The following is a 26,792-nucleotide window of genomic DNA, read 5'->3' on the forward strand; positions in this document are numbered from 1 at the left end:
CGGGACCGTACGGCCAGGGCGTACGGATCGGACCGTCGGATCGGACCGTACGGCCAGGGCCTACGGATCGGGGTCGGGGCGGTCGGGACGGTCGGGACTGCTCAGGCGCGCGGGTAGCGGGCGAGCCAGCCCGGGGACGAGTCGGCGGGCCCGTGCAGGGCGGGCCCCTGGGTCATCTCCATCGCGAAGTCGTCCGCGAGGACCAGCACCGTGGGACGGCCCTCCAGTTCGGCCAGCCAGGCCGGCGGGAGGGCCGTCTCGCCGTGCAGGGCGCCCAGCAGACCGCCGGTGAGGGCGCCGGTGACGGCGGAGGGCCCGCCGTGGTTCACCGCGAGGCACAGACCGTGCCGGACGTCCTCACCGACGAGAGCGCAGTACACCGCGACGGCGAGCGCCCCCGCGGCGGAGCCGTCCCCGGCGAGTTCCTCGACCCGTGCCGACGAGGGCATCCCCTGCCCTACGGCCTCCAGCGCGTGCTGGAGCGCGTCGGCGACCAGCCGGTGCCCTGGGCGGGTCGCGAGGAGTGCGAGGGCCTGCCGCACGGCCGCGTCGGGGTTCTCGCCGCGGGCGAGCGCGTGCACGATCACGGCGTACGCGCCCGCCGTCAGGTAGGCCGAGGGGTGGCCGTGGGTCTGCGCCGCGCACTCGACGGCGAGCTGCATCACCAGCTGTGGCTCCCAGCCGACGAGCAGTCCGAAGGGCGCGGAGCGGGCGGCGGCCTCGGGCCCCGGCTCGCCGGGGTTCTTCGGCGCGTCCAGCGTGCCCATGATCTCGTCGGCGAGGCCGAGCAGACAGGTCGTGGCCGGGTCGCGGCGGGCGTAGAGCCACTCCTCGCGGGCCAGCCAGCCGTCGTCCTTGCGGCGTTCGTCGGGCCCCCAGTCGCTCTGGGTGGCCGCCCACCGCCGGTAGGCGCGGTGCACGTCGGACGGCGGATGCCAGGCGCCGGTGTCGCGGCGCACCTGGGCTCGGACGAGCCCGTCGACGCTGAAGAGGGTGAGCTGGGTGAGGTGGGTGACGGCTCCGCGCCGGCCGTACGCGGGGGCCAGGTCGAGGAGGCCCTCCGCGCCGTACGCCTCCCGGATCGCGTCCAGGGAGAGGCCGCCGAGCGGGGCGCCCAGGGCGTCGCCGACGGCCGCGCCGAGCAGTGTCCCGCGGACCCGGCTGCGGAAGTCCTGTTGCTCCCCACGGCCCCAGACGGCACCGGCTGTCGCACCCACCGAGACCTCCTGCTGCACCATCCGTACATCGACAGCTCAGCACTGTAATCGAACAGGAACGGTCGGTTGAGGTTGCGGATCCATATACAGGATGTGATTCCCCTGATCCCAAGTGGTCGGGGGTGGGCGGCGTTCGGCAGAGAGCGTGGTCCGGCCCGGCAGTCGATCAGGGCCCCGCCCCAGCTCGCCGGTCAGTCCGTGCAGCGCGCCCGGACGGCGTCGCGGGCCGCCGTGACCGTCGCCAGGCGCGGGGCGAGGCGGGCGTGGTCGGTGGCGGGGCTGAGCAGGAGTTCGGCGAGGATGTCCGCGAGGACCGCCAGGTCGTCCCAGTCGAGGTCCGCGGCCAGGACTTCGGCCAGCCCCCGGTCGGCGTCGGCCCAGTCCGCAAGACCCCAGCCGACGATGCACCGGCCCTGCAGGCGTGTGGTCCCGTCCAGTTCCTCCGTGCCCAGGAGCCGTGCCAGTTCACGCCACAGGGGGTCCGCGGCCTCCGGGCCCCGGGACCGTAGTTCGGTCATCGCCAGCTGGAAGGTGCCCGGTACCGCGTCCTTCGCGCGAAGGCGCTCGGCGAGGTGACGGGCCCGCGCCCACTGCCCGGTGTACCGGAAGGCCTCGACGCGCAGGTGGTCGCGGTCCAGGACGAGCGCGTCGTCCGGGCCCGGCGCCGGGTCCGCCTCGGACAGCCGGGCCATCGCCTCGTCCCGTCGGCCGCAGTGGATCAGCGTGTCCACGACTTCGTAGCGTGCCGCGTCCACGTCCCCGCCCAGGGCGATCCGGCGCTCCCAGTCGGCCAGCGCCCGCTCGGTCCGCCCGGTCGCCAGGAAGACGCGCGCTCGCTGGTCGTACGCGTAGGCGTAGTCCGGGTCGGCGGCCAGGGCCCGGTCGAGCCAGCCCAGCGCCTCCGCGTGGGCCTTGAGATCGCGGTAGGCCGCCCCCAGGCAGCCGAGCGCCGAGGCGTTGTCGGGTTCCCGGTCCAGTACCTGCCGGAAGACGGAGATCGCCTCCTGGTGTCGGCCGTCGAGCCGGTGGGCGTTGCCCAGCTCGATCTCGATCCAGTCGGATTCCGGACTCGCCGCGAGCGCGCGCCGCAGGTCCTCGTACGCGCCGGGCAGGTCCTCCAGCCGACGCCTCACCCGCGCCCTCATCACCAGGGCCCAGGAGTAGTCCGGCTCCAACGCGACGGCGCGGTCGAGGTCGGCCAGCGCTTGCGCGCTGTGGCCCAGTTCGTGGTGGGACACCCCGCGGCCCGCCAGGGCCGAGGCGTAGTCGGGCCTGAGGCCGATGGCCCGGCCGAGTTCGACGACGGCCTCCTCGAAGCGGCCCGCGAGCCGGTAGGCGTCGCCCCGTTCCGAGGCGACCCAGGCGGAGTCGGGCTCGAGGCCGGCCGCCCGGTCCAGGTCGGCGAACGCCTTGTCCCACTCGTCCGTGTCACGGCGCAGCCGGGCCCTGCGGACGAGTGTCCACAGGTCGGTCCCGTCGATGCTCAGCGCCCGGTCGAAGTCGGAGCCGGCCGCCTCGAACTGGTCGAGGGCGTGCCGGCACGCCGCCCGGGAGGCCAGCGCGTCGGCGTTCGTGGGGTCGAGGGCGACGGCTCGGTCGAAGTCCGCGATCGCTTCCTCGAAGCTTCTCGCCAGGCGATGCGTCTCCGCACGCTCCGCGATGATCCACCCCGTGTCGGGCCGCAGTTCGTCCGCCCGGTCGAAAGCGGCCAGCGCCGCCGGGTAGTCACCGAGCAGCTGGTGGGTGAAGCCACGGCCGTGGTGCACGCGCGCCTCGTCCGGATCGATCTCGATCGCCCGGTCGTACTCGGCCAGGGCCCGCTCGTACTCCCCGACGTTCCGCAGTTCCCTGGCCCGCACCCCGTGCGCCAGGGCCCGCCCCGGGCCGTGCAGTGCGGGGCGGGCCAGCAGCAGGTCCATCGCCCTGGCCACTCCGTTCTCGTCGTCCGCGAGGGCCTCGGTCAGTCCCCGGCCCAGGTCGCGCATGACCGGGTCGGCCGCCGCGTCTCCGGCCTCCTGGAGCAACCTGGCCCAGCCGCGCCCGACGACGTGATCGACGCGGCAGGCCTCGACCATGTCGCGCAGGGCGTCACCCAGCGCGGCGAGCGGCCGGGCGCACAGCCGGTGGTACGACTCCTCCAGCAACAGCAGCCGCCACGGCTCGTGCCTCCACACCTCGTCGGGAGCGATCAGGCCGTTCCCCGCCTCGGCACGCCAGCGGGCGAAGACCTCCGCGAGCCTCTCGTGCCGTTCGGTCCAGCCGCGTGGCGAGTGGCGCCGCTGCAACCGGAGCATCGGCTCACGGACCAGGTCGTGGTACCGGACCCGGTCGCCGCGGCCGTCCACGAACGGCAGCCCGCGCAGCCAGCCGAACAGGGCGTCGGCGTCCTCGTCGGCGCAGTCCACGGCAGCCCGGAACACATCCAGGTCGAGGCGCCGGGGAAGGGCGCACGCGAGGGCCACCGCCCGGCGGACCGGGTCCGGTTCCCACTTCAGGAAGCGTTCGACGGCCGTGGCCGAGGGGTCACCGACGTCTTCGGGGTCCGCCGGGCGCTGCTCGGCCAGGGTCGAGACCAGCAGGGGCAGTCCGCCCGTGAGGCGCAGCACCTCCTCGACCACGGGCTCCGACACGACCCCCTTGTCCGCGAGGAGGCCTCGCGCCTCGGTCTCCGTGAACGGCCCGAGGGGCAGGTCGGTGACGAAGTCGGTGAAACCGCCCCATCGGAGGGTGTCGAAGGGACGCTGTCCGGCCGTGACCACGATGACCGTGCCGGGCAGCCTGCCGTGTTCGAGGGTCGTCATCACCGCATGGAGCCATGGGTCGAGGAACGGTCCGGTCCGCTCGTACGTGTCGAAGAACAGGACCGTCCACGGTACGGCGGACGCCGCCTCGGAGAGCTCCCCTACGAGGACCGGGGTGAGCACGCCCTGCGGCGACAGGACCAGTTGCACGTCCTCCTGGTTGCGCAGGCGGGCGCTGAGTCCTGCTCGCAACCTGTCCGCGCCCTGGGCCAGTTGGGCGGGGTCCAGGGCTCCGGCGAGAGCGCCGACCCCGGGCACCATCCCCAGCCCCACCAGGCCGGCCCGCGCCACTGTCAGGCTGCCCGCCGAGGGGCCGCTCCGCTCGGGCTCCCGCGGGGCGAGGACGGCGGCCTCCGCCTCGTGCCGCCGCTCGTGGTACGCCACCAGCAGACGGTCCAGCTCCTTGAACCGGTGTCCCTGCCCGGCGAACTGACGGCTCATCGCCGCCATGGCCTCGGGCAGACTGCCGACGCTCTCGTCGACGTAGACCGTCAACGCGCCGCGTTCACGTGCCAGTTGTTCCATCTCGCGGACGAGGAACGTCTTGCCGACACCGGCGTTGCCGTGGACGTGGAACAGGAACCGGTGCCGTTCGTCCTCGGGAGGCAGCTCGAAGTTGGCGCGAAACGTGGCTCGTTCGGCACCCCGTCCGACGAACCCGTGCCGTCGCCGCCCCTCGATCAGTTCCTGCATCGACGGTCGCCCCCGCGCCATGGCCCTTCCCTCCCGGGTACACCGCCCGTCCGCCCGGACCGGCCTCTCCAGTCTGGCCCAACTCGTCCGACGGGACACGGGGCCGGCCGAAGCCGGACGGCCCGCAGGAACCTGGGTTCCGGCGGGCCGCGGGGAGATCGGAGCAGGGCTTCCCTTCAGTCCAGCACCGGCAGCAGCTCCGGTCAGTCCAGCACCGGCAGCAGCTCCGGCAGGTGTCCGTCCGAGGCCGCCGCCGTCCGCTGCCGCTCCTCCGGGACCTCGCCGTACACCGTGGTGCGGGGTCTGGCCGGGCGGCCCGCCGCCTCGGCTACCGCGATCAGGTCCTTGACCGACTTGTAGGAGCCGTAACTGGAGCCCGCCATGCGGGAGATCGTCTCTTCCATCAGGGTGCCACCGACGTCGTTGGCGCCCGAGCGGAGCATTTCGGCGGCGCCCTCGGTGCCCAGTTTGACCCAGCTGGTCTGGATGTTGGGGATGTGCGGGTGCAGCAGGAGGCGGGCCATCGCCATGACCGCCCGGTTGTCGCGGGTCGTCGGGCCGGGGCGGGCGATGCCGGCCAGGTAGACGGGGGCGTTGGTGTGGATGAAGGGGAGGGTCACGAACTCCGTGAAGCCGCCGGTCTGTTGCTGGATGCGGGAGAGCGTGCGGAAGTGGCCGAGCCAGTGGCGGGGCTGGTCGACATGGCCGTACATCATGGTGGAGGAGGAGCGGATGCCGAGTTCGTGGGCCGTCGTGACGACCTCGATCCAGGTCGCCGCGGGCAGTTTGCCCTTCGTCAGGACCCAGCGCACCTCGTCGTCCAGGATCTCCGCGGCGGTGCCGGGGATGGTGTCCAGGCCCGCCTCCTTGGCGGCCGTCAGCCACTCGCGGATGGACAGGCCGGTGCGGGTGGCGCCGTTCACGACCTCCATCGGGGAGAAGGCGTGGACGTGCATGCCGGGGACGCGTTCCTTCACCGCCTTGGCGATGTCGAAGTACGCGGTGCCGGGCAGGTCCGGGTGGATGCCGCCCTGCATGCAGACCTCGACCGCGCCGAGGTCCCAGGCCTGGGCGGCGCGGTCCGCGACCTGGTCCAGGGAGAGCGTGTAGGCGTCGGCGTCGGTGCGGCGCTGGGCGAAGGCGCAGAAACGGCAGCCGGTGTAACAGACGTTGGTGAAGTTGATGTTGCGGGTGACGATGTACGTGACGTCGTCGCCGACCGCCGCCCTGCGGACGTCGTCGGCGATCCGGCAGAGGGCGTCCAGCGCCGGTCCGTCGGCGTGCAGCAGCGCGAGGGCCTCGTCGTCGGTCAGCTTCGTCGGGTCGTCGGCCGCGGTCGCCAGTGCGGCCCGTACGTCCGTGTCGATCCGGGACGGCACCATCCCGGGGGCCGCGGCCTCGCGCAGGGCCTCCCAGTCGCCGTACACCGCGTCGAAGTCGTCGCGGCGGTCGCCGGTGCGGCCCTCGGTGTCGATGGTGCGGTGCAGATCGGTGCGCCCGGAGGACGTGAAGGCCTCCTCGGGCTCCTGCCAGGGGTGGCCCTCCACCACCGCGTCCGGGAGCGCGAGGCCGGTCTCCGGGTCCGCCAGGGCCCGTACGTGCGGCAGCAGGCGGGGGTCCAGCCAGGGTTCGCCGCGTTGCACGAACTCCGGGTAGACACACAGGCGTTCACGGAGTTCGAAGCCCGCCTCGGCCGACCGCTCGCGCAGCAGCTCGATCTGCGGCCAGGGGCGCTCCGGGTTCACGTGGTCGATGGTCAGCGGCGAGACCCCGCCCCAGTCGTCGATCCCCGCGCCGATCAGCCGTCCGTACTCGCTGTCGACCAGGTTGGGCGGCGCCTGGAGGCAGGCGGCCGGGCCCATGATGTGCCGGGCGACGGCGACGGTGGCGATCAGCTCGTCCAGTTCCGCGTCCGGCATCCCGCGCATCGCGGTGTCCGGCTTGGCGCGGAAGTTCTGGATGATCAGTTCCTGGATGCCGTGGTAGGCGCGGGAGACGCGGCGCAGCGCGAACAGGGAGTCGGCGCGCTCCTCGTAGGTCTCGCCGATGCCGATGAGCAGTCCGCTGGTGAAGGGGACGGAGGAGCGGCCGGCGTCCTCCAGGACCCGCAGCCGTACGGCGGGCTCCTTGTCCGGGGAGCCGTGGTGCGGGCCGCCGGGCTCGGACCACAGGCGGGTCGCGGTGGTCTCCAGCATCATGCCCATCGACGGGGCGACCGGCTTCAGCCGCTGGAAGTCGGTCCACGACATGACACCCGGGTTGAGGTGCGGCAGCAGGCCCGTCTCCTCCAGGATGCGGATCGAGATGGCCCGTACGTACGCGATCGTGTCGTCGTAGCCGTGCGCGTCCAGCCATTCGCGGGCCTCGGGCCAGCGGTCCTCCGGCTTGTCGCCGAGGGTGATCAGGGCTTCCTTGCAGCCGAGTTCGGCGCCCCGGCGGGCGATGTCGAGGACCTCGTCCGGGGACATGAACATCCCGTGACCGGCGCGGCGGAGCTTGCCGGGGACGGTGACGAAGGTGCAGTAGTGGCACTTGTCGCGGCACAGCCGGGTCAGCGGGACGAAGACGCTCTTGGAGTACGTGATGACACCGGGCCGGCCGGCCGCGTCCAGGCCCGCGTCCCGCACCCGCGCGGCGGAGGCGCTCAGGTCGTCGAGGTCCGCGCCGCGGGCCTGGAGCAGCACGGCCGCCTCGGTCACGTCGAGCGCGACGCCGTCCCGCGCGCGCCTCAGCGCGCGCCGCATGGAATTCGCCGTCGGCCCGGATCCGGGAGTCGCGCCCGTAGCGGAGGTCGTCATCCTTCGAGCATACGGTCGAGGTGATCAGGTATCGGCCGCCCTGCCCCATTCGGACCGCGCGGTATCTGTCGGTCTCCCCGAAAGCCGCCGATTCCCCTGGCGTGCACCTCTGTTCACAACCTGCTCCCACAGTGGTAAACGACACTTCGCATCACTCATGTCACTGTCACGCCCGACATCCTGGGGAGCAGCAGTATGTGTGAGGACGACCACGGCATAGGCAGACGCGCTCTGTTCGTGACGGGAGCGGCGGCCGCGCTTACGTTGGGGAGCGTGACCTTCCCCAGCGGTGCGGACGCGGAAGCGGCGGACAACCAGGAGACGAGGACGGTGCGCGGCACCCTCCCCACCGGCTCCCCCGACTTCGTGTATCTCCCGGTCGAAGTACCGGCCGGGGTCGCGGAGATCAAGGTCTCCTACACCTACGAGAGGCCGTCGGTCCCGGCCGGCACGGCGGGCAACGCCCTGGACATCGGCATCTTCGACGAGCACGGCACCGAGCTGGGCGGCCGGGGCTTCAGAGGCTGGTCGGGCGGCGCGCGCACGGAGTTCTCCATCCGCTCCGACGACGCGACCCCCGGCTACATCCGCGGCCCGGTCCGCCCCGGCACCTGGCACATCGCGCTCGGCCCGTACACGGTGGCGCCGCAGGGACTGGCGTACGAGGTCACCATCACGCTGACGTACGGCAAGGGGGCCGCGACCCCGGAGCCGGTGTACCCGCCCTCGCGCGCCAAGGGCCGCGGCCGTGCCTGGTACCGCGGCGACTGCCATCTGCACTCCTGGTACTCGGACGGCCGGCGCACCCCCGCCGAGATCGCGGAACTGGCGCGGGCCGCGGGCCTGGACTTCATCAACTCCTCGGACCACAACACGCATTCCTCGCACCCGTACTGGGCGGACCAGGCGGGCGACGATCTGCTGATCATGCTGGGTGAGGAGGTCACCACGCGCAACGGGCACGTGCTGGCGCTCGGCACGGACCCCGGCACCTTCGTCGACTGGCGCTACCGGGCCCGCGACAACCGGTTCGGCCGGTTCGCGCGCCGTATCCGCGGCGCCGGCGGGCTCGTTGTGCCCGCGCATCCGCACGCCACCTGCGTCGGCTGCGGCTGGAAGTTCGGCTTCGGCGAGGCGGACGCGGTCGAGGTGTGGAACGGCCCGTACACCCCCGACGACGAGGTCGCCCTCGCCGACTGGGACAACATGCTGGTCGCCTCCGTGCGCGGGGGCCACGACTGGCTCCCGGCGATGGGCAACAGCGACGCGCACCGCTCCCCCGACCCGGTCGGCAGCCCGCAGACGGTCGTCCTCGCCGACGACCTGACCCGCGAGGCCGTCCAGGAGGGCATCCGCGCGGGCCGCTCCTACGTCGCCGAGTCGAAGCTGGTCTCCCTCTCCTTCTCGGTGTCCGGCGCGAAGGGCGAACACGCGGGCATCGGGGAGCGGCTGAGGGTCGCTCCGGACACCCCGGTCACCGTCCGTCTGGAGGTCACCGGCGCCCCGCGCTGCACGGTCCGCTTCGTCACCGACCAGGGCCTGCTGTTCACCAGCGACCCCCTGCCGGTCGCGGGCTCCGGCACGGTGGAGTGGCGTACGACGGCGTCCTACGCGGCGTACGTCCGCGCGGAGCTGCGCCACGAGACGGCGGCGGGGCCGGTACCGGGGGCACTGGCGGCGTTCACGAACCCGATCTTCCTGGGGTCGTAGCCCAAGGGGGCGTGAGGGAGAGAGCGTGAGGGAGACCGTGCTCCCTCACGCCCACCCCTGGCGGCCCTGAGTTCTCGTTGATCTGGGGCTGGTTCTGGTTCGGGCTCTGGCTCTGGCTCTGGTTTCTAGTTCTGGTAGACCTTGTCGGTTCCCGGCCCGCCGGAGAGCTTGTCCGTGCCCGTGCCGCCGTGCAGCAGGTCGTTGCCGGTGTTTCCGTAGATCATGTCGTCGCCGCTGTCGCCGTACAGCTTGTCGTCGCCCTTGCCACCGGAGATCTTGTCGTTGCCGCTGCCGCCGTAGATCTTGTCGTCGCCCTTGCCGCCGTCGACGACGTCGGTACCGGCGCCGCCGTGGATGACGTCGTTGCCGTCCTCCCCGAACAAGCCGTTCGAGTCCTGCCCCGAGGCGTTGCCGGTGAGACTGTCGTTGCCCGGACCGCCGCTGCACCCGGTGCCGCAGTTGGTCATCGTGTCGTTGCCCGCCCCGCCGAACGAGCCCTCGCCGTACAGGCCCCCACCGCCGTCGATGCGGTCGTTGCCGTCGTTCCCGAAGAGCACGGCGGCGGAGTCGCCCATGATGACGTCGTTGCCCTTGCCGCCGTAGATCGTGGCCAACGCGCCGGTGACCGTCGCGCCGTCATTGCCGTCACCGAGGTCGGCGCCGTATCGGTCCGAGTCGTCGGCGTCCACCGTGCACTCGGCGACCTTGTGGTTGGTCGCCGACGGGTATCTGCACACGTTCGTGGGGATCGTGATGTCGAACTTGTCGCGGAAGGTGAGGATGACGTTCTCACCGTACGACGAGGGGTCGAGGTCGACATACTTCGCGGTGACCCTCAGGTTGTTGGCCTGTCCGGCGCCGGCTGAGTACCAGAGCGCGCCGCCGGAGGCACGGATGGAGGCCGAACTCGCCGTGGCCGCCTGGGCGGTGGACGCGGAGAACAGGCCTCCGCCGAGGGCGAGAGCGAGAGCGGCTGTGGAGGCGATGGTCCGTAACGTGCGCATGCGGAAATAACCCTTCGCGGAATCAGTGATGTTCAGGCCCGACGAAGAAAGCGCCGATGAATTCGCCGTCACCGATGCCACCGTCGTCACGGCAGTCAGCGGGCAGCGCTCGGTGATCGAGTCGTGCGCCCGCACCTATGTACGGGGCTGCTGTTGTTTCTGGTTCACACGTTTGGACACCGCACCCCGGGCGGGGGTTGTAGCGGAATTCCACTCAGTTCTCGTAGCCGACCTTGATTTCTCTGCCATTAACCGGCCGGACACCGGTCTGCCGCCTTCTCTTCGGTTTATCGGGACCCCGCCCCGCCCCCGCACTCCGCCCACAGCAGCTTCCCGCCCCTCGACGCGCCCATCTCGCGCAGGACGGACACGCCCCACGCGTCGGCGCGGAGGACTTCCGCAATGGCTCACGGCATCAGTTCGATGTGCGGATGGTCCGGGGATGCCGGCCGGTGCACATCCGTCTGCGCGGGTGTCGAAGCGGTCCTGTCGGTGCGTGCGGGTCTGCTTGCGGCCACCGCACGTCACAGCGACACACCCAGATCAACGTCCCAGTGATCCAAACGAAACCGTCTGGCGGAGCCGACGGCCGTGAGTGGCATTCGTGCCGTTCAGTCCACCACCAGAGGATCTCGGAAGTAGTACACGACGGTCACTCCCAGCCCAGGAGTGTGCGTGTAGACGACGGTGATCGCTTCGGCCGAGTCCCGGGCCAGCGGCGTGGTGTACGTGTACTCCACGGAGGGAGGGCGCCAGCCGGGGATCTCGCGGCCTACCGCCGGGTCCCGTCCGATGGCCGCCAGTGCCTCCCGGACGGCCTCCCGCTCCCCCTCCGTGAGGCCGGTGAGCGCCTTCTTGGCGGGCTCGGCCTCCTCCAGCGGGATTTCGTTCATGTACCGCTGCCTCCCGCACGCGCTTCTTCGAGGGCGGCCATGATCTCCGGGGAATTCCTGATCTGGACCCTGTGACGGTAGGCCCTGACCACGGCGGCCGCGCCTTCGAGATCGTTGGTCGGCGATGCCCCTATGGCAGCAGCCAGCTCCTTCTCGAACCGCTCCCGGTCACCTGGAAAACCGTAGCGGCTGAGCACCCTGCGCAGGTCGTCCACGGTCCGGATCTCCGGCAGGGGCGTCGTTCCCCGGCCGTGCTCAGGCTGTGCGCTCATGGTCTGCTCCTGATGAACGGGCATGGCTACACCTGTCAGTATGGCGCCGCCCGAGGGGGACGGACATCGCACGCAATGCCGGGAAAGCGAGACCGGCGCGGTCACCGGGCGCCCGCCCCGCCCCGGCACTCCGCCCACAGCAGTTTCCCGCCTCTCGACGCGCCCATCTCGCGCAGCACGGACACCCCCCACGCGTCGGCGCAGGCACGTACGAGGTGCAGGCCGCGGCCGTGTTCGGCGTCCGCCAGGGGGACGGTGGCATGGGGCTGCCCGTAGCCGGGCGGGACTCTCGGGTCGGTGTCCCAGACGGCGACCGTCAGCCGGTCCGGCTCGGTCGAGAGGACGCGGAGGGCGTACGGACCCCGGGTGTGCAGGTGGGCGTTGGTGAGCAGTTCGGAGGCCAGGAGTTCGGCGGTGGGGGCGAGTTCGGTGAGGCCGTGCGCGGCGAGGACGGTCCGGAGGGTGGCTCGGGCGATACCGGGGGCGCGGGGATCGTGCGGGAGTTGGAGGGTGTAGGCCCAGGGCGGCGATACGGTGGCCATCGGAAGTCTCCGATCACGAGAGGGGTTTGACTCTTCGCTTCCGGTGCCCAGTGACCTGGCCGCTCCGTCGAACGGGGTTCTTCTGGGCGAGGGCGCCTGACAACCAGCGTAGGGCTACGCAAGGATTGTTTTCACCCGATGACCGGATTCCTTTAGGACGTTCCACTCGTCCGGGTGACACACCAACCTGGCGTACGACAGGGAGAGTTGGGAGATGGCAGGCAGGTCTGCGCCAACCGCCCGGCGCACACGGCTCGGTGTCGAGCTGCGCAAGCTGCGCGAGCGCGCCGGGATGACCACCACACAGGCAGCCGCCTTACTGGGCACCAGCTCCGGACAGCTGAGCAATATCGAAGTGGCCCGCTTCGGGGTGAGCGCGGACCGCGTCCGGGTGATGGCACGTACGTACTCCTGCACGGAGCCGACGCTGGTCGAGTCCCTGGTCGCCATGATCGGCGAACGCAAGCGCGGCTGGTGGGAGGAGTACCGCGACATCCTGCCGCCCAAGCTGCTCGACCTCGCCGAGATCGAACACCACGGCACGAGGCTCCACGCCGCCCACAGCATGCACATCCCCGGCCTGCTCCAGACCGTCGACCACGCGCGCGAGATCTATCGGCAGGCCGTCCCGAGATGTCCCCTCCGGAGATCGAGCACCGGGTCTCCTTCCGGGCGAAGCGTCAGGCCGCGCTGTACCGTGACCACGCCGCCCCCTACCGGGCAGTGATTCACGAAGCGGCCCTGCGCATGAAATTCGGCGGCCGGGACGTGACGCGCACCCAGCTTGGGCACCTCCTCAAGGTGAGCGACCACGACCACGTGTCGATCCGGGTCATTCCGTTCGACGCAGGCTCCTACCCCGGCTCGGGCCAGTCGGTGTACTTCATGTGCGGCCCCGTACCAGCCCTCGACACAGCCCAACTGGACCAGGCCCACGGACCGGTGTTCGTCGATTCCGAAGCCCAACTGGCCCAGTACCGGCTCCTTATCGACCGCATGGAGTCCGTATCGCTCAGCCAGGTGGACTCGCAGGACCTCATCCACACCATCGCCCAGCATCTGTGAAGGGACTCGAAATGCCCACCACGGCCTGGCAGAAGTCGTCCTACTGCGCCCAGGGCGAGGCCTGCCTCCACGTTGCCGGCACCTGGCAGAAGTCCTCCCATTGCCAGGAAGGCGACGCCTGCCTCCACGTGGCCGCTTCCGGTGCCGCAGAAACGGTCCACCTGACCGAGAGCGCCGACCCCGCCCACTCCATACTCTCGACCACCCCGGCCGCCTTCGACGCCCTTCTCCGAGCGCTCAAGAACAACCGCTGCTGAAGGACCTCAAGGCGTGTCCTGACCGCCCGGAGGGAGGGACAGGTCGGCCACGACGGCCGTGTGGTCCGAGGGCCACACCCCGCCTGCCGGCCCGTCCCCGGCCCTCCGTACGGACCGGACGTGCCCGAGGCCGCCGGGGCCGGGCGGGCCGACGTGGACGTAGTCGATGCGTGCGGCGGGGCTGTGCGGGCCGACGTGGGCGTTCGCCGGGTCCCAGGTGGCCCAGGGTGCCGTCGGGTCGGCGTACTCCCAGGCGTCGAGGAATACCTGTCCGGGAACCACGGGGGACGTCTTGTATCCCCCGAACAGGCGGATCTCGTCGGAGTCCGGCCAGGCGTTGAAGTCGCCCGTGACGACCGGGGGGAAGTCGGTATCGCCCCGGTGCGCGGCGACGAACTCGGCGAGGGCGGTGACCTGTTCGCGGCGTACGCCCGAGGCGTGGACGGCCGAGGTGAGGTGGGTGGTGAAGAAGGGCACCTCGTGGGTGGGCGTGGCCAGGCGGGCGTGCAGGGCGAGCCGTCCGTCGTACAGCTCGTCGGGGGCGGGCAGCCGCAGCACCTCCTGCGCCACCACCGGCCAGCGGCTCAGGACCGCGTTGCCGACGTCGACCGTGGGGTCCCCGATCCGCCGCTGCCAGCGGTCCGAGGCGTCGGAAGCAGCCCAGGTCCAGTGCATTCCGAGCTCGTCCGCGAGCCACCCGGCGAGGTTGTGGCCGCCGCACTCCCACACCTCCTGCAACCCGACGACGTCGGGCCGCAGCTCGCGCAGCACGGCCAGGATGGCTTTCTGCCGCTCCTCCCAGGGACCGAACCGCCACCAGAGGTTCCAGGTCACAACCCGCATCCGCAGCCACCTGCTCCTGTCGCGCGATATCGGGGACCATTGAAACAACTCTCTTGTGCCACACACCAGCCCGGACAGGAGCCCCACGGACCATGGCCCGCCTCACCGACCTCAGGTTCCGCACCACGACCACCTTCCAGCGGCACGTCGTCAACCCGATCGCGCGCCGGATGCCGTTCCAGACGCTCCTGGAGACCACCGGCCGTCTCTCCGGCCTGCCCCGGCGCACCCCGCTCGGCGGCCGCCGCGTCGGTGACGCCTTCTGGCTGGTCTCGGAGTTCGGGGAACGGTCGCAGTACATACGCAACATCCAGGCGGACCCGCAGGTGCGGGTGCGGATCCGCGGCCGCTGGCACGAGGGCACGGCGCACCTCCTCCCGGACGACGACCCGATGGCCCGGCTGCACACCCTGCCCCGGGGCAACAGCACGGCGGTACGGCTGATCGGGACGGGTCTGATGACGGTGCGGGTGGACCTGCGGGGGTGAGGGGCGGCCGGTGACAACGCGGCCCCGCGCACCCGGGCGCACGCCCTGGAGGTTTCCGCATCCCGGAGCCATCCCAGGCTTCTGCGTTTCCGCAGGTCATCAGGGGTGGGATGGTTCCACCGTCCCAGGTTGGGGGGCTTCTGTTGCCCCGGGCCCACGAGGAATCCCATGCTGTGGTTGTCGCACCGGCTGAGCGAGTCGTCCGCTCGGCAGCGCCACAACACCCTGGCCCGCCCGTCCACAGGGGACACGCATGTCCTGATGCACCCAGGACGGGCAGATGCCCAAGGTGGGATGCCCGACCGCCGGCGCATGCGACCTCCATAGGGATCAGAAAGAAACGGGGACACCATGAACACGCCTGCCCGCAGGAACCACACGAGCCCCAGGGGCTGGAAGTCCTACGCCCTCGGGGCCGCGGCGGCCGCGGCGCTGCTCGCGACCACGGCGTGCGGGCAGGGCTCGGCCGAAGGTTCGGGCAGCTCCAAGCCCTCGACCCAGCCGAGTGGGACCGCTTCGGCGAAACCGAGTGCGACCGCTTCGGCGAAGCCGGCCGCTGCTTCGGGCAACACGGGTGGCAGTGGGGCCGGGAGCGGTGGCAGCAGCACGGGCAGCGGTGGCGGCACGAGCAGCGCCGGCGGCACGGGCAGCGGTGGCAGCACCGGTAGCACCGGCGGCACGGGCAGCAGTGGTGGCACCGCGGGCGGTGGCAGCACCGGCGGCGGCAAGGAGACGATCGCCGCGTGCTCCCAGAAGGAGCTCGGGGTGTCCGCGGTGAAGGAGAGGGACGCCAGGCACCTCGTCCTCACCGTCCAGAACGCCGGCACCAAGAAGTGCAACGTCTACCGCTACCCCCTCGTGCGGCTCGGTGACGGTACCCGGAACACGCCCGTGATCAAGGACAGCGACCCGGACCCGGGCGTGCCCGTCACCCTCGCCCCGGGCCAGGAGGCGTACGCCGCTCTGCTCGTCAGCGGCGGCGCAAGGGACGAGTACGAGGCCAAGAGCATCACCCTCACCCTCCAGGGCAGCACACCCGGCAGCAGCGCGGGCAAGCCGATCGACGTCCCCATGCCCGTCAGCACGCTCTACGCGGACGACGGTCAGCTCGTCACCTACTGGACGACCGCTTCCGGCTACGCCCTGGACTTCATCATGTCGAAGTGACGGACCCCGACCGGGACGTCCGGGCCGGACGTCGGCGGCGCCGCTCCGGCCGCGCCGGGTCAGCGGCGCCGCCCGAGTCGCCCGAGTCGACCAAGTCGCCCGAGCAAGGTGGGCGGCGGGATGTCCACCGGCTGGGTGGTGAGGTACCAGGAGTCGCCGCCGCGTTCATTTTGGATGACCAGGAAGCCGGGACGGGGCAAACGCAGCGTGTAATGCCCGGCGCCCCAGCCGAACGCGAGAGCGGCCCGGTCGTCATCAGGGATGTTCATGGGCCATGCGGGAGGGCTGCAATCGCAGTCGGGCCAGGACAGCAGGCACCGGCCGCACACGTAGCGGACTTCCCAGGGACAGTGGGCCTGGAGCTGGACAGTGAGCACCGCTGGGCCGCCGTTGTAGTGGAGCACTTCGTCACCGTGGCCGCGGTGTTCGGAGGCGAGTGCGGTCGCGGCCGACAGCGGGGCGACCCGGATCGACCAACGACGGTCGTCGCGGCTGTAGTTGGTGGTGACGAGCAGGTGGGTGGGGTCCACGGGCAGGTAACGACGGCCGTGGTACTCGCCGGAGATCCGGATCAGATCCCCGTCGGTGTGGGTCAGATCCTCGGTGCGTGTCATGGCTTTGACGTCGATACTGCCCCCGCCTGTGGCATTGATCTCCAGCAGGGCCGGACGGCCGGGCTCGGGCCTGTCGATGAGCACCTCGGTCCTGCCGTCGCCGTAACCGGTGGACACATGGCGTTCGCCGGTGCCGGTGAGCGGCCGCGGACGGCCGGGGCCGGCGGCGGGAGGGAGGGCGTCGATCGGGACGGGCCGGCCATGTCGCCGGGCGCCGAGACGGATCATGGCCGCGCGACCGTCATGCAGGGCTGTCAGCGCGTCGTGTTCCGTACGCGCCGCGCTGGCCCGGCCGTACGCGTCCAGCGCCGCCCGGTACTCGTTCAGAACGACGGGGGTGGCGTCCGGGCCACTGACACCGAGCTCCAAGGCGGCCACCTCCTCCCCGAAGGCAGTCACCGACTCCTCTAACGCTGCGGGCAGTTCGACTGCGGTGCGCCGGCGTCGGCGCACCATCAAGCAGAGCCCGCTCACCCCCAGGCCAAGCAGGAAACTCACCGCGTAGCCGACCATGTCCCGCATCCTCGCACAGGCGTCCACCGCTCAACAGAACTCGACACCTGGCGCACGATCCGCTGCGACTTCCGCTCTTCCGGCGGCTCCGTCCGCCGCCCCGGCGCCTCGTTCCGGTCACAGCGCCGGACGCCCCGGCCTCCGCACCTCGCCCCAGCCACACGATCGCGCCTGCGTCGCTGTAGGCGCGCAGGGCGTACGAGCCCACGTCGCGACCCACGCCGCTCTGCTCGTCAGCAGCGGCACCACGAACGAGTACGAGGCGAAGAGCATCACCCTCACCCTCCAGGGCAACAAGCCCGGCAGCACCGCGGGCAACCCGATCGACGTCCCCATGCCCGTCAGCGCGCTGTACGCGGACACAGCCGGCTCGTCACCTACTGGACGACCGCTTCCGGTGCTGCCCTGGACTTCATCATGTCGAAGTGACCGACCCCGACCGGGGCCTCAGCCCGTGCTGGACAGGCGGTCCAGCCATTCGGTGAGCAGGGCCGTCTCGGCAGAGGTGAAGACGGGGTTCGGGTTCTGCCGGAGCAGAGCGCCGAGTCGGGTCGCGGTCGCCGGAACAGCGGAAGTCTCGGAGCCGGCCGTCCGCGCCTCGGGAGCGGTCGCCTCCGGGGTGAACACCACGGCGTGCACCGCGTCCCGTACCCGGCGCGACAAAGTCTCGTCCGTGAACGTCGCCGGGCGGGAGACCAGCATCAGGCAGACCCCGACGTTGGAGGACATGATCATCTGCGCGGCGAGTTCGGGAGCGAGCCGCAGCTTGCCCTGTTCGGCGGCCCGGCGCAGGTCGGCGGTGAGGATCCGGTGGGACTCCAGGGCTGCGGCCGGCGGGGTGCGCATCGCCGGGGAGTTCATCAGGCGGTAGAGGTTCGGGTTCCTCAGGGCGAACTCGGTGTGGCCGTCCCAGCCCTCGCGCAGGTCCTGGACCGGGTCCGTGCCGGGGTGCCGTTCCCGCTTGGCCGCCAGGTAGCGCTCCCACCCGTGGTCGACGACGGCCGACAGCAGGCCTTCCTTGTCCCCGAAGTGGCGGTAGAGCGCGGGGGCGCCGACCCCGGCGGCCTCGCACACGGCCCGGGTCGAGACGTCGCCGTCCGGTGACCGCGCGACCAGTTCGGCGGCCACGGCGAGGATGCGCGCCCTGGTGTTCGCGGGGGCGCCGGTGACGGGGTCGGCCTTGCCGGGGTTCGTGCTGTCGCTCAACGCGGAGTTCCTGACGTCTTCGGGGTGGCGGACGGAGAGAACGGGGTCAGGCGATGCCGCCGTTGGCGCGCAGGACCTGGCCGTTGACCCAGCGGCCCGCGGGGCCCGCGAGGAAGGCGACGACCGAGGCGATGTCCTCGGGGGTGCCGAGGCGCTCCAGGGGCGGCTGGGCGGCCATCCGCGCGATGGTCTCCTCGTCCTTGCCGTCCAGGAAGAGGGCGGTGGCGGTCGGTCCGGGGGCCACGGCGTTGACGGTGATGTCCCGGCCGCGCATCTCGCGGGCGAGGATCATGGTCATGGCCTCGACGGCGCCCTTGGTGGCGGCGTACGCGGTGTAGCCGGGGATGGCGAGGGCCAGCACGGAGCTGGAGAAGTTGATGATCGCGCCGCCCGCGCGCAGCCTGCGTGCGGCCTGCTGGTCGACGACGAACGTGCCGCGGATGTTGGTGCGGTGCATCCGGTCCAGGGCGTCGAGGTCGAGTTCGACGAGCGGGGCCAGGGTCATGACGCCGGCCGCGTGGACGACGACGTCGACGCCGCCGAAGGTCTTCTCGGCCGTGTCGAAGAGGGCGGCGACCTCCGCCTCCTCGGCGACGTCGGCGCGGAAGGCGACGGCCTGCCCGCCCGCCTCACCGATCGCCGCGACGGCCTTGTCGGCCTCGGCGGCGTTGCCCGCGTAGTTCACGACGACGGCGTATCCCTCACGGGCCAGCCGCTCGGCGCTCTCGCGGCCGATGCCGCGGGATCCGCCGGTGACGACGGCCACTCGGCGGAGCGTTTCCGACGTGCTGGAGTGCTCGGTCATGGCGATGCTCCTCAATGCGGCATGTGGCGGGGTAGTGGTGTTCACCATCCGGCGAGAGCAACGCTAACGCCAATGCGTTATCAGTGCTACCCACACCGATGCTCGACCCGGATTCCGGTCAGGACGTTCCCGCCGACGCACTCCCCGTACCCGCCATCACATTCGACGTACGATGTCGGCATGACGGTCAACATGACGATGAGCCTGCCCGACGAAGTGGCCGCCTTCGTGAAGGCCAAGGGGAACGCCTCCGCCTACACCGCGCGGATACTGCGTCGGCAGATGCTCGCCGAGGAGCTGGAGAAGTCCGCGCGGATGCGAGCCGAGGCGGGCATAGTGATCACCGCTGCGGAGCCCGCCGAGAGCGAGGACGACACGCTGGAGCGCTGGGCGCGGGTGGCGGGCAGGTGAAGCGCGGCCACGTCTACGAGCTGTCGTTCGCCGGAGCTCCCGCGCACGTCCTGGTGATCTCCTCCGACGCCCTCAACGCGCAGAACAAGACGGCCACCTGCGTACTCGTCTACCCCCAGCAGGTACGTGAAGCGACCCTTGTCGACATCCCGGTCGGCGCCCCCTCCTCGGGCACCGTCGTACTCGGCGAGTTCCGCACCCTCGCGGCCCCGCGCTTCACCGACGACCTGGGCCCGGTCGACGAACGGGTCATGGAGGCCGTCGAGATCGGCCTCCGAGCCGTATTCGACCTCTAGTGCTGTGACCGCACCCGGCCCCGTTGGTGAGGACGGGGCCGGGTGCGGCCACAGCACTGGGGACCGCCGAACCGAAACGCTCACCCCTGCCACACGATCGCCTGCACCTCGCTGTACGCGTGCAGGGTGATCGCGAGTCGAGGCGGATCGTCGATTCGGATCCGGTACGGGGTGTGGGCCCTATACCCGCTGTCCCATCGCCCGGACCGCCAGCCACGCGCACAGCGCGGCCAGCGGCAGCTCGGCACAGAGCGCCATCGTCGCCGCGGCGGCGAGGTCGCTCCCCGCCGCCGCGGTCGTGGTGTCGAACCAGGCGTCGATCACGAGCAGCGTGGCGGTCGTGGTGGCCGCCAAGGAGTGCCGTCGGTCGCCGCGGGCGGCGAGGACGCCGGTGGCGATCAGGCCGGCCGCCTCCAGCGCGTCGAGGCCCACCCAGGTGACCGGCCGGTGTGCCGCGCTCGCGGTGTCCGGCAGCCCGGTCGCCAGCACGTACAGCCAGGGCAGCAGAACGAGCCCGCACACGACCAGCAGCCACCCGGCCCGGCCGACCAGCCGCGAATCCGGCCCAGCCCCGGCGGCATCCCGCTCCGACGGGTTCGACAGGTCGTCCGACAGGTCCGAGGGGGCCGACGGGTCCGGCCCGGTATGACCGTGCCGCGGAGAGCCCTCCGCGCCATCGCCGCCTTCGGCTGCGAACTCCTCCACGTGTGAGGCCAGTTGCCGCATGCGCTCGCTCCCCTTCCCGCGTGCTCTCCCTTGACGGCCTCCAGCCTCCGCCGCGCACCCAGGCGTCGTCAGTCACCCGGATACCCCGACTTGAGGTGAAGAAAAGTGCACCCCGGCCCCGGGCAGAAACGTCATGGCCTGGCGGCGACCAGCGGTTCTACTGTTCGGGGCATGCACTTCAAGACGTGGCAGCCGGGGTTCCTGCGGCGGCCGTTCGGGGACGCGGGGCGCGCCATCGCGTTCCACTGCGTCGGCATCGCGATCCAGTTCGGAGTGCTGCTGGTCCTGGCGCTGCCATGGATCTACTTCGTGCCGGCGGCGCTGTGGGCCGTGACGGTGGCCGTCGTGGTGCCGTCGGCCGCCGTGGTGCTCTCCGGTCCGCTGCTCACCCGGGTGCAACGGGCCCGTTTCCGCGAGCGGCTCGGCGTGGTCGTGCCCGCGCCCGCGGGTCTGGCGGAGCGGCCCGGACGGCCCGGCATACGGCAGTGGCTGCGCTCGGCTCCGGGGCGCCGCCAGTTGCGCTACCACCTGCTCGCGGGCCCGCTGTGCGCGCTCGGCGGTCTGGCGGTGCTGATGCTCTGGGCGGTGGGAGGCGCCGCGGCCTCGATCTACGTGTGGCTGTGGGTGACCCCGTGGCAGTGGCGGGCGGAGAACGCGGGCTACGCGGTGAAGGCTGTGTATGTCACGGCCGCCGGTGTCGCCCTGCTCTACGCGGGCGCCTGGCTGGCGAAGGCGCTCGCCCGCGTCGACACCCGCGCCGCGAACACGCTGCTCGGGCCCAGCCGCGAGGAGGAACTGACCCGGCGGGTGGCGGACCTCGCCGAGAGTCGCGCCGGCGTGGTCGACGCGGCCGACGCCGAGCGGCGGCGGATCGAGCGCGATCTGCATGACGGCGCGCAGCAACGCCTGGTGGCGCTCGCCGTCAACCTCGGCCTCGCCAAGGCCACCCTCGGCGACCTGCCGGAGGAGGCCCGCAAGGTGATCGACGAGGCGCACCGCGAGGCGAAGGAGGCCATCTCCGAGCTGAACGACCTGGTGCGCGGCCTGCACCCGGCGGTCCTGGAGGACCGCGGGCTCGACGCCGCCCTCTCCGGCGTCGCCGCGCGCCTGCCCGTACCGGTGCGTCTGTCGGTGAGCCTGCGGCGGCGCCCGTCGCCCACCGTCGAGGCGGTCGCGTACTTCGTGGTCTCCGAGACCCTGACGAACGTGGTCAAGCACGCCCAGGCTTCCAGGGCCGACGTGACCGTCGAGCAGACGAGAGGGAGACTGTTGATCGCCATCACGGACGACGGCGTGGGGGGCGCGGATCCTTCGGGTGCCTCGGGCACCGGGCTCACCGGGCTCGCCAAGCGCGTCGCGTCCGTCGACGGCACGTTCTCCTGCCGCAGCCCCCTCGGGGGCCCGACCGTCGTCACCGTGGAGCTGCCGTGCGCGCCGTGATCGCCGAGGATTCCGTCCTGCTGCGGGTCGGGGTGGTCAAGGTACTGGAGATGGCCGGCTTCGAGGTGTGCGCCGAGGCCGCCGACGCGGCGGGGCTGCTGTCGGCGGTCGAAGAGCACCGGCCGGACATCGCCGTGATCGACGTCCGGATGCCGCCCGGTTTCACCGACGAGGGGGTACGAGCCGCTCTCGTGATCCGCCGGCAGTGGCCGGACACCTCCGTGCTGTTGCTGTCGCAGTACGTGGAGGAGCGGTACGCGGTCGATCTCCTCGCCGCCAACACGTCCGGCGTCGGTTACCTGCTCAAGCAGCGGATCGCCGACGTCGAGGAGTTCGCGGAGTCGGCACGCAGGGTGGCGGCCGGAGGTACCGCGTTGGACCCGCAGGTCGTCGCACAGCTGCTGATGCGACGCCACAGCGATCCCCTCGACCGCCTGACGCCGCGTGAGCGCGAGGTGCTGGAGCTGATGGCGGGCGGCCGGTCCAACTCCGGGATCGCGGCCGAACTCGTCGTGAGCGAGAGCGCGGTCGCCAAGCACATCAACAGCATCTTCACCAAGCTCGACCTGCCCAGGGCGGACGCCGACCACCGCCGGGTTCTCGCGGTCCTGCGCCTCCTCGGGCCGGCGAACACCTAGAACGCCGCGGAACACCTCACCCGGGCCACACGATCGCCTGCACCTCGCTGTACGCGTGCAGGGCGTACGAACCCACGTCCCGGCCGACGCCGCTCTTCTTGAAGCCGCCGAAGGGGGCCTCCATGTTGCGGCCGACGGTGTTGACGCCGACGCCGCCCGCGCGGAGCCGGCGGGCGACACGGAAGGCGCGGGCCACGTCCCCGGACCAGACGTAGTCGATCAGGCCGTAGTCGGAGTCGTTGGCGAGGGCGATCGCCTCCTCCTCGTCGTCGAAGGGCAGGACGACGACGACCGGGCCGAAGATCTCCTCCCGGACGACCCTCATGTCCGGTGTGCAGTCGGCGAGAAGGGTGGGGGAGACATAGAACCCGTGGGGCAGGGAGGGGCGTTCGCCGCCCGTCACCACCCGTGCGCCTTCCTTGCGGCCGAGTTCGACGTAGGACTCGACGCGGTCGCGGTGGGCCGCCGAGATGACCGGGCCGACCACCGTGCCCTGTTCCCGTGGGTCGCCCACCTTCAAGTGACCGGCGTAGGACGCCAGTTGCCGGACCAGCAGGTCGTGCACGCCCCGCTGGACCAGCACTCGCGTCGGCGCCGTGCAGATCTGTCCGCTGTAGAAGGAGAAGGTGGTGCCGATGCCCGACACCGCCGAGCCCAGATCCGCGTCGTCGAAGACGATCGCCGCGCCCTTGCCGCCCAGTTCCATCAGCTGTCGCTTCATGCCGCGCCCGCACACCTCGGCGATCCGCTGCCCGACCGCCGTCGAGCCGGTGAAGCTGACCATGTCGACGTCCGGGGAGTCGACCGCGGCCTCGCCGGACTCCGCCGTCGAGCCGCTGACCACGTTGACCACGCCCGGCGGCGCACCCGCCGCCTGAAGCGCCTCCGCCATCCGGTACACGGACAGCGGGTCCTGCGGGGCCGGTTTCACCACCACCGTGTTGCCCATCGCGAGGGCGGGGGCGATCTTGCCGGCCGGGTTGGCCCACGGGTTGTTGTACGAGGTGACGCAGGTGACCACGCCGACGGGCTGACGCACGGCGAGCGCGCCCATCACGGCCGCCCCGCCGAACGGGCCCGCCTCGTTGATCTGCGGCGGCAGCGGGGTCTCGACGGGCTCGGGCCGCGCGTAGCGCCGGAAGCGGGCCACCCCGACCCCGACCTGCATGCCGCGCGCCGTCCCGGTGGTGGCTCCGCTCTCCGCCTGCGCGAGGGCGGCGTACGGCACGAAGTCGCGCTGGATGAGGTCCGCCGCCCGCGCGAGGACGGCGGCCCGCTCCTCGGCGGGCGTGCCCGACCAGGGCCCGAATGCCTCGCGGGCCGCCGCCGCGGCCGCGTGCACCTGGGCCCGTGAGGCCTCGGGGGCGAGTCCGACGACCTCCTCGGTCGCCGGGTCGATCACCTCGTAGAACCCGTTGTCCGGCGGCACCCACGATCCGCCGATGAACAGCCGCTGCTCGGCCGGCCCGGGAGCCTTCCCGCCGTCGCCGGTCACCGGGTGCTCACCGTCCGGGTGTCGCGGCCCGACCGCAGCACCTTCCCCGGCACGGCGCCGGTCACGACGTCGTCCCGGATCGACTCGACCCCGTTGACCCACACGGCTCTCACCCCGATCGCCCGGGAGTCGAGGCGCGGACTGTCACCCGGCAGGTCGTGCACCAGGGTGGCCTTGCCGGCGTCGATCCGCTCCGGGTCGAAGAGCACCAGGTCCGCGTGGAAACCCACCTCGACGCGTCCTCGGTCGCGCAGCCCGAAGAGGCGCGCGGGATCGTCCGTCAGCATCTTCACCGCCTGTTCCAGGGAGGCGAGCCGGCGCCCGCGCAGACAGTCGCCGAGAAAGCGGGTGGTGTACGGGGCTCCGCACATGCGGTCCAGATGGGCGCCCGCGTCGGAGCCGCCGAGCAGGACGTCCTGGTGCTGCCAGGTCTCGGCGCGCAGCGCCCAGGAGTCCGGGTCGTTGTCGGTGGGCATGGGCCACAGGACCGTCCGCAGTTCGTCGGCCGCGCAGATCTCCACCAGGCAGGCGAAGGGCTCCTGGCCGCGCTCGGCGGCGATGTCACGCACCACGCGCCCGGTCAGGCCCTCGTTCGCGGCGCTGTAGGTGTCGCCGATGACGTACCGGCCGAAGTCGGCGAGCCGCCGGAAGACGCCCGCCTCCCTGCTCTGCGCCCGGCGCAGCATCTCGGCGCGCACCCCGGGGTCACGGAGCCTCGCGACGCGCTCGGGGACGGGCAGCCCGAGGACCGGTCCCCAGCCCGGGATCAGGTTCAGGGCGCAGAAGGTGCCGAGCGACATGTTCATCGGGGTGAGGATCGGCATGGTGAGCGCGACGACGCGGCCGCCGGACTTGCGGGCGCGTTCGCTCGCCTCCAGCTGGCGCGGGACGCGTTCGGGGACGGCGGCGTCGATCGTCAGGACGTTCCAGTTGAGCGGGCGGCCCGCCGCCGCGCTCATCTCGACGAACAGATCGATCTCGGCGTCGCTGAACTGGTCGAGGCAGCCGGCCACGATCGCCTCGATCTGGGTTCCCTCGTGCTCCCCCACGGCCTGTGCGAGGGCGAGCAGTTCGGCCGGTTCGGCGTGCCGGGAGGCGACCGGCCGGCCGTCTCCGTCGGAGTGGGTGGAGGACTGGGTGGTGGACAGACCCCAGGCTCCGGCGTCCATGGCCTCGTGGAACAGCCGCAGCATGGCGTCGAGTTGCTCCCGCGTCGGCTGTCCACCCACCGCTTCGGGGCCCATCACGTACCGGCGCAGCGCGCAATGTCCCGCCATGAAGCCCGCGTTGACGGCGATCCGGCCTTCGAGGGCGTCGAGGTAGTCCCCGAAGCTGTGCCAGGTCCAGGGCGCGCCCTCCTCCAGGGCGACCAGGGACATGCCCTCGACCTTGGACAGCATGCGGCGGGTGTAGTCGGCGTCCTCGGGGCGCGCGGGGTTCAGCGGGGCCAGCGTGAACCCGCAGTTGCCGCCCGCGACCGTGGTGACGCCGTGGTTGAGGGAGGGGGTGGCGTAGGGGTCCCAGAAGAGCTGGGCGTCGTAGTGCGTGTGCGGGTCCACGAAGCCGGGGGCGAGGACGAGTCCGTGCGCGTCCTCGCTCGTCCGGGACGGCTCGGCGACGGTTCCGATCACGGCGATACGGCCGTCCCGCATCCCCACGTCCGCGGTGTACGCGGGCGCGCCCGTGCCGTCCACGACGGTCGCGCCCTTGATCAGGTGGTCGAGCATCGCGGAGGTACCCCCTAGACGGCTTGGCGGAACCGGGTCGTGCGGTGCACCGGGTCCGTGTCGATCTTCGGAATGACGTGCTCGCCGATCAGCCGGATCGTCTGGAGGGTCTCCTCCTTGGGGACCCCGACGGGCAGTCCGAAGCTGAGCTGGTCGGCGCCGGCCTGCTCCCATCGCTTGCACTGGGTGAGCACCTCGCCGGGGTCTCCGCAGATCAGCAGCTCTTCCTCGATGAGGAGTTCGACGAACTCGGCGTTGTACTCGGGGAGCGTCTCGGGCCAGACGGGGAAGCCCTCGGGGCGCGGGAACGTGTCGTGGTAGCGGAAGACGAGGGAGGGCAGGTAGTGCAGCCCGCCGGCGACGGCGATCCGGATCGCCTCGTCGTGGGTGGGCGCGCAGACGGCGGTCGTGGTCACCATCACGTTGTCGTTGACGAAGTCCCCGATGGGTTCGGCGTTCACGACGGCGGTCTTGTACTGCTCCAGGACCCACTCCATGTCGGAGACCTTCTGCACGCTGAAGCCGAGCACCCCGAGGCCCTTGCGGGCGGCCATGGAGTACGAGGGCGGCGATCCGGCGGCGTACCACATCGCGGGGTGCGACTTCCCGTACGGCTTGGGCAGGATCTTGCGCGGCGGGAGCGACCAGTGCTTGCCCTGGAACCCGACGTACTCGTCCTGGAGCCACATCTTCGGGAACTCGGCGATGGTCTCCTCCCAGATCTCCTTGGTGAAGTTCATGTCGGTGATGCCGGGGAGGAAGCCGAGGATCTCGTGCGATCCCGCGCCGCGGCCGGAGCCGAACTCGAAGCGGTTCTCGGTGAGATGGTCGAGCATGGCGACCTTCTCGGCGACCTTCACCGGGTGGTTGACCTGGGCGAGCGGGTTGAAGATGCCGGAGCCGAGGTGGATGCGGTCGGTGGCGTGTGCCAGATAGCCGAGGTAGACGTCGTTGGCCGAGAGGTGCGAGTACTCCTCCAGGAAGTGGTGTTCGGACGCCCAGGCGTACTTGAAGCCGGACTTGTCCGCCTGGATGACGTACTCGGTCTCCTCCATCAGCGCCTTGTGCTCCGCGAGCGGGTCGGTCTCGGCCCGCTTGCCCACGTATCCCTGTACAAAGAGCCCGAATTCCAAGGAGGTTCACCGTCCCCATCCAGTCATCTGACGCACCG

Annotated in this window: 23 protein-coding genes and 1 pseudogene; 9 read left to right on the forward strand and 15 right to left on the reverse strand. The window is 71.5% G+C overall.

Annotated features, from left to right (window positions below):
• Positions 1 to 101 precede the first annotated feature (101 nt).
• The 3 genes from ACFYW8_RS09710 to ACFYW8_RS09720 form a co-directional block, all read right to left on the reverse strand.
• The gene (locus ACFYW8_RS09710; RefSeq protein ID WP_365871801.1) at positions 102 to 1,217 is read right to left on the reverse strand and encodes an ADP-ribosylglycohydrolase family protein; all 1,116 of its coding nucleotides are present in this window, start codon (positions 1,215 to 1,217) and stop codon (positions 102 to 104) included.
• A 191-nt stretch (positions 1,218 to 1,408) separates the two neighbouring features.
• Positions 1,409 to 4,732 carry a tetratricopeptide repeat protein gene (locus tag ACFYW8_RS09715; RefSeq protein ID WP_389069791.1) on the reverse strand — a complete coding sequence of 1,108 codons (3,324 nt, stop codon included), beginning with the start codon at positions 4,730 to 4,732 and terminating at the stop codon, positions 1,409 to 1,411.
• A gap of 182 nt (positions 4,733 to 4,914) precedes the next feature.
• Positions 4,915 to 7,509 carry a bifunctional FO biosynthesis protein CofGH gene (locus ACFYW8_RS09720; RefSeq protein WP_365871679.1) on the reverse strand — a complete coding sequence of 865 codons (2,595 nt, stop codon included), beginning with the start codon at positions 7,507 to 7,509 and terminating at the stop codon, positions 4,915 to 4,917.
• Positions 7,510 to 7,704: 195 nt separating this feature from the next.
• On the opposite strand from ACFYW8_RS09720, the gene ACFYW8_RS09725 reads away from it, so the two are divergent.
• Entirely contained in the window at positions 7,705 to 9,219 is a 1,515-nt protein-coding gene (locus ACFYW8_RS09725; RefSeq protein WP_389069798.1) for a CehA/McbA family metallohydrolase, read from the forward strand.
• 125 nt (positions 9,220 to 9,344) lie between these two features.
• Here ACFYW8_RS09725 and ACFYW8_RS09730 read toward each other — a convergent pair whose 3' ends face one another.
• From ACFYW8_RS09730 to ACFYW8_RS09745, 4 genes are all read right to left on the reverse strand, one after another.
• A complete protein-coding gene (locus ACFYW8_RS09730; RefSeq protein ID WP_389069802.1) occupies positions 9,345 to 10,223 on the reverse strand; it encodes a calcium-binding protein in 879 nt (292 codons plus the stop codon).
• Positions 10,224 to 10,834: 611 nt separating this feature from the next.
• Positions 10,835 to 11,116, reverse strand: coding sequence for a hypothetical protein (locus ACFYW8_RS09735; RefSeq protein ID WP_389069807.1), 282 nt, complete (start codon positions 11,114 to 11,116; stop codon positions 10,835 to 10,837).
• Positions 11,113 to 11,388, reverse strand: a complete 276-nt coding sequence (locus ACFYW8_RS09740) for a hypothetical protein (protein ID WP_389069812.1) — start codon at positions 11,386 to 11,388, stop codon at positions 11,113 to 11,115. Before ACFYW8_RS09740 ends, ACFYW8_RS09735 begins: the two co-directional genes overlap by 4 nt.
• A gap of 101 nt (positions 11,389 to 11,489) precedes the next feature.
• A complete protein-coding gene (locus ACFYW8_RS09745; protein WP_389069817.1) occupies positions 11,490 to 11,930 on the reverse strand; it encodes an ATP-binding protein in 441 nt (146 codons plus the stop codon).
• A gap of 214 nt (positions 11,931 to 12,144) precedes the next feature.
• Here ACFYW8_RS09745 and ACFYW8_RS09750 point away from each other — a divergent pair.
• Positions 12,145 to 12,995, forward strand: a pseudogene (locus tag ACFYW8_RS09750) (helix-turn-helix domain-containing protein).
• Positions 12,996 to 13,006: 11 nt separating this feature from the next.
• Positions 13,007 to 13,252 (forward strand): DUF397 domain-containing protein, encoded by a 246-nt coding sequence (locus ACFYW8_RS09755; protein ID WP_389069821.1) that lies wholly within the window; start codon positions 13,007 to 13,009, stop codon positions 13,250 to 13,252.
• A gap of 6 nt (positions 13,253 to 13,258) precedes the next feature.
• Here ACFYW8_RS09755 and ACFYW8_RS09760 read toward each other — a convergent pair whose 3' ends face one another.
• Complete coding sequence (locus ACFYW8_RS09760) at positions 13,259 to 14,095, reverse strand: endonuclease/exonuclease/phosphatase family protein (RefSeq protein ID WP_389069826.1); 837 nt, start codon at positions 14,093 to 14,095, stop codon at positions 13,259 to 13,261.
• Between the two features lie 92 nt (positions 14,096 to 14,187).
• Here ACFYW8_RS09760 and ACFYW8_RS09765 point away from each other — a divergent pair, with 92 nt between their 5' ends.
• Positions 14,188 to 14,583, forward strand: coding sequence for a nitroreductase/quinone reductase family protein (locus tag ACFYW8_RS09765; protein WP_365871659.1), 396 nt, complete (start codon positions 14,188 to 14,190; stop codon positions 14,581 to 14,583).
• Between the two features lie 351 nt (positions 14,584 to 14,934).
• Positions 14,935 to 15,750, forward strand: coding sequence for a DUF4232 domain-containing protein (locus ACFYW8_RS09770; protein WP_389069832.1), 816 nt, complete (start codon positions 14,935 to 14,937; stop codon positions 15,748 to 15,750).
• A gap of 59 nt (positions 15,751 to 15,809) precedes the next feature.
• Here the strand turns inward: ACFYW8_RS09770 and ACFYW8_RS09775 are convergent, their stop codons facing one another.
• From ACFYW8_RS09775 to ACFYW8_RS09785, 3 genes are all read right to left on the reverse strand, one after another.
• On the reverse strand, positions 15,810 to 16,763 hold the full coding sequence (locus ACFYW8_RS09775; RefSeq protein ID WP_389069837.1) for a hypothetical protein: 954 nt from the start codon (positions 16,761 to 16,763) through the stop codon (positions 15,810 to 15,812).
• A gap of 561 nt (positions 16,764 to 17,324) precedes the next feature.
• Complete coding sequence (locus ACFYW8_RS09780; RefSeq protein ID WP_389071093.1) at positions 17,325 to 18,005, reverse strand: TetR/AcrR family transcriptional regulator; 681 nt, start codon at positions 18,003 to 18,005, stop codon at positions 17,325 to 17,327.
• Between the two features lie 124 nt (positions 18,006 to 18,129).
• A complete protein-coding gene (locus tag ACFYW8_RS09785; protein ID WP_389069841.1) occupies positions 18,130 to 18,888 on the reverse strand; it encodes an SDR family oxidoreductase in 759 nt (252 codons plus the stop codon).
• 180 nt (positions 18,889 to 19,068) lie between these two features.
• On the opposite strand from ACFYW8_RS09785, the gene ACFYW8_RS09790 reads away from it, so the two are divergent.
• Together ACFYW8_RS09790 and ACFYW8_RS09795 are read left to right on the forward strand one after the other, a co-directional pair.
• Entirely contained in the window at positions 19,069 to 19,299 is a 231-nt protein-coding gene (locus ACFYW8_RS09790; RefSeq protein ID WP_365871651.1) for a hypothetical protein, read from the forward strand.
• Positions 19,296 to 19,595, forward strand: coding sequence for a type II toxin-antitoxin system PemK/MazF family toxin (locus ACFYW8_RS09795; protein WP_389069845.1), 300 nt, complete (start codon positions 19,296 to 19,298; stop codon positions 19,593 to 19,595). The genes ACFYW8_RS09790 and ACFYW8_RS09795 overlap by 4 nt, the downstream gene beginning before the upstream one ends.
• Positions 19,596 to 19,775: 180 nt before the next feature.
• Here the strand turns inward: ACFYW8_RS09795 and ACFYW8_RS09800 are convergent, their stop codons facing one another.
• On the reverse strand, positions 19,776 to 20,321 hold the full coding sequence (locus ACFYW8_RS09800; RefSeq protein WP_389069850.1) for a hypothetical protein: 546 nt from the start codon (positions 20,319 to 20,321) through the stop codon (positions 19,776 to 19,778).
• A gap of 171 nt (positions 20,322 to 20,492) precedes the next feature.
• On the opposite strand from ACFYW8_RS09800, the gene ACFYW8_RS09805 reads away from it, so the two are divergent.
• Positions 20,493 to 21,761 (forward strand): histidine kinase, encoded by a 1,269-nt coding sequence (locus ACFYW8_RS09805; RefSeq protein ID WP_389069854.1) that lies wholly within the window; start codon positions 20,493 to 20,495, stop codon positions 21,759 to 21,761.
• Positions 21,749 to 22,399: a response regulator gene (locus ACFYW8_RS09810; protein ID WP_389069858.1), complete on the forward strand. Its 651-nt coding sequence runs from the start codon at positions 21,749 to 21,751 to the stop codon at positions 22,397 to 22,399. Before ACFYW8_RS09805 ends, ACFYW8_RS09810 begins: the two co-directional genes overlap by 13 nt.
• A gap of 16 nt (positions 22,400 to 22,415) precedes the next feature.
• On the opposite strand, the gene ACFYW8_RS09815 is transcribed toward ACFYW8_RS09810, so the two are convergent.
• The 3 genes from ACFYW8_RS09815 to ACFYW8_RS09825 are packed head-to-tail and all read right to left on the reverse strand — an operon-like array spanning position 22,416 to position 26,754.
• The gene (locus tag ACFYW8_RS09815; RefSeq protein ID WP_389069862.1) at positions 22,416 to 23,894 is read right to left on the reverse strand and encodes an aldehyde dehydrogenase family protein; all 1,479 of its coding nucleotides are present in this window, start codon (positions 23,892 to 23,894) and stop codon (positions 22,416 to 22,418) included.
• Positions 23,891 to 25,621, reverse strand: a complete 1,731-nt coding sequence (locus tag ACFYW8_RS09820; protein WP_389069867.1) for an amidohydrolase family protein — start codon at positions 25,619 to 25,621, stop codon at positions 23,891 to 23,893. Before ACFYW8_RS09820 ends, ACFYW8_RS09815 begins: the two co-directional genes overlap by 4 nt.
• Before the next feature lie 14 nt (positions 25,622 to 25,635).
• Complete coding sequence (locus ACFYW8_RS09825; RefSeq protein WP_365871639.1) at positions 25,636 to 26,754, reverse strand: LLM class flavin-dependent oxidoreductase; 1,119 nt, start codon at positions 26,752 to 26,754, stop codon at positions 25,636 to 25,638.
• Between the last annotated feature and the right edge of the window lie 38 nt (positions 26,755 to 26,792).

This window comes from Streptomyces sp. NPDC002742, from assembly GCF_042888885.1.
Classification (GTDB): Bacteria; Actinomycetota; Actinomycetes; order Streptomycetales; family Streptomycetaceae; genus Streptomyces.